3 protein-coding genes are annotated in these 2,764 nt (G+C 70.3%); all 3 read right to left on the bottom strand.

The features are described 5' to 3' along the window. Positions 1–185: 185 nt before the first annotated feature. Positions 186–908, bottom strand: coding sequence for an acetoacetyl-CoA reductase (gene phbB / locus ACIKT0_RS16525; RefSeq protein ID WP_407106475.1), 723 nt, complete (start codon positions 906–908; stop codon positions 186–188). Positions 909–1,009: 101 nt separating this feature from the next. Continuing rightward, positions 1,010–2,191, bottom strand: a complete 1,182-nt coding sequence (locus ACIKT0_RS16520; protein WP_407106474.1) for an acetyl-CoA C-acetyltransferase — start codon at positions 2,189–2,191, stop codon at positions 1,010–1,012. A gap of 106 nt (positions 2,192–2,297) precedes the next feature. Further along, a partial coding sequence (locus tag ACIKT0_RS16515; protein WP_407106473.1) for a hypothetical protein occupies positions 2,298–2,764 on the bottom strand: 467 nt, incomplete at its 5' end.

Raw genomic sequence — 2,764 nt, 5'->3', positions numbered from 1 at the left:
CCCCGGCGACGGCGTCGTCACCAGGAAGGGCGGCGTCGCCCCCGTGGCGGCGGTGAGCAGGGCGAGCGTCGACCAGAGGCCGATCGCGATCAGGCCGATGGAGGTGGCGCGGGCGGACGACATGGCGGGGTCCTAGCCCGCCATGTCGTCGCCGTCACGAGGCGCGGATGTCGCGCGGCCGCGCGTCAGGCGATGTACTGGCCGCCGTTGATCGTGAGCGTGGAGCCCGTCACGAAGCCGGCCTTGTCGCCCGCGAGATAGACCACCGCGTCGGCGATCTCGTCGGATTCGCCGAGCCGCCCGACCGGGATGGTGGCGACGATCGACTCGCGCACCTTCTCCGGCACCGCCATCACCATCTCGGTCGCGATATAGCCGGGCGCGATGGCGTTCACCGTGATGCCCTTCTTGGCGTTCTCCTGCGCGAGCGCCTTGGTGAAGCCGATCACGCCGGCCTTGGCGGCGGAGTAGTTGGCCTGGCCCATCTGGCCCTTCTGGCCGTTGATCGAGGTGATGTTGATGATGCGGCCGAAGCCGCGCTCGCGCATGCCGTCGATCACCGGCTTGGTCATCGTGAACATCGAGTCCAGGTTGGTGCGCATGACGTCGCGCCACTGGTCGAAGGTCATCTTGTGGAACATGCCGTCGCGGGTGATGCCGGCGTTGTTCACCAGGATGTCGATGGGCCCGATCTCGGCCTCGACCTTGGCGACGCCGGCCGTGCAGGCTTCCGGATCGCCCACGTCCCACTTGAACACCGCGACCCCGTGGTCGGCCTTGAAGGCCTCGGCCTTGTCGTCATTGCCGGCGTAGGTGGCGGCGACGTTGTAGCCGGCCTTCTTCAGGGCGATCGAGATCGCCTCGCCGATGCCGCGAGTTCCGCCAGTCACGAGCGCGGTGCGCGCCATGTCGTCCTCCCGTGGAAATCAGGGCGCAAGCCGCCCCTGAGCGGGAGCCGCGCCCCCGCCCTGCCTGCCGTCCAAGCGTGAAGTTCCGGGACCTTAGGTCGTCAGTCCCGCGCGACGCACATGGCGATGCCCATGCCGCCGCCGATGCACAGCGTCGCGAGGCCCTTCTTGGCGTCGCGACGGATCATCTCGTAGATCAGCGTGGTGAGGACGCGCGCCCCCGAGGCCCCGATCGGGTGCCCGATCGCGATCGCGCCGCCATTGACGTTGACCTTGTCGGTGTCCCAGCCGAGGTCCTTGTTGACCGCGCAGGCCTGGGCGGCGAACGCCTCGTTGGCCTCGATCAGGTCGAGATCGGCGATCGACCAGCCGGCCTTTTCGAGCGCGCGGCGCGAGGCCGGGATCGGGCCGGAGCCCATGACGGCCGGATCGACGCCCGCCTGCGCCCAGCTGACGACGCGCGCGAGCGGCTTCAGGCCCTTCGAGGACGCCCGCGACGCCGACGTCACCACCAGGGCCGCCGCGCCGTCATTGATGCCGGAGGCGTTGCCGGCCGTGACCGTGCCGTCCTTGGAGAAGGCCGGGCGGAGCTTGGCGACCGAGTCGAGCGTCGCTCCGTGGCGGATGTACTCGTCGGCGTCGACGACCGTGTCGCCCTTCTTGCCCGAGATCGTCACCGGGGCGATCTCGTCCTTGAAGCGGCCGGCCTTCTGCGCGGCCTCGGCCTTGTTCTGGGAGGCCACGGCGAACTGGTCCTGCTGCTCGCGGGTGATCTGCCACTTCTCGGCGACGTTCTCGGCGGTATTGCCCATGTGGTAGCCGTTGAAGGCGTCCCACAGGCCGTCCTTGATCATCGTGTCGATGAACTTGATGTCGCCCATCTTGGTGCCCGAGCGCATGTGCGCCGCGTGCGCCGACTGGCTCATGCTCTCCTGGCCGCCGGCGACCACGATCTCGCTGTCGCCGTTGCGGATCGCCTGGGCGGCGAGCGCCACCGCGCGCAGGCCCGAGCCGCACACCTGATTGACGCCCCACGCCGGCGCCCCGATCGGGATGCCGGCCGCGATCGACGCCTGGCGCGCGGGGTTCTGGCCCTGCGCGGCGGTCAGCACCTGCCCGAGGATCGTCTCGGACACCTCGCCGGCCTCGACGCCCGCGCGCTCCAGCGCGGCGAGGATCGCCACCTTGCCGAGCTCGTGCGCCGGCAGCGAGGACAGGCCGCCGTTGAAGGCGCCGACCGGGGTGCGCGCGGCCCCAACGATGACGACATCGGTGTCTGCCATGGAAGTCTCCCTGATCGGCGGGCCGTCGCGGCGGCCGCGAATGTCGCTGGTTAATGGGACCCGGGTCGGAACAGCGCAAGACGACCTTCGGAGTTGGAAGAAAGGCTTATCCGGCGACCCGTCGACTGCTTCCGCAGCGGAAAGAATTCGCCGTTTCGTCCGCCAGCGCACGCGCTTTCTTCGCGTCTCCCGACGGCAGCACCGCCATCACGCAGCCCGCGCCGGAGGGCTCCAGCCGGTAGACCACGACCCGGCTGCCCGAGAGCGCGCCCGCGCGCTCGCCGACCCGGTAGCGCACGATGGCCGCGACCGGGCGGCCCTGCGACTGCTCGGTCGCGCGCCATTCGACGCTCGGCTCGGGCCGGAACACGGTGCCGAGATTGAGGGACTCCTTGAGGGGCTTGCGCCCGAACCACAACGCCGCGGAGGCGCCGTCGGAGCTCCAGACCACCGGCACATTGGCGACGCCGAGGCACATGCGGGCGTCCGGCCCCTCGCCGGCCGCCGGCGCCGCGGGGCACTTCCTGTAGTCGTGCCGCGTGAAGATGCTGGGCTTCAGATCGAGCGCAGGCG

Origin of the sequence: Hansschlegelia beijingensis (assembly GCF_045505405.1) — a bacterium.
GTDB lineage: Bacteria > Pseudomonadota > Alphaproteobacteria > Rhizobiales > Methylopilaceae > Methylopila > Methylopila beijingensis_A.
The sequence above is the reverse complement of the archived record's forward strand: the minus strand, read 5'-3'. Positions and strand labels throughout refer to the sequence as shown.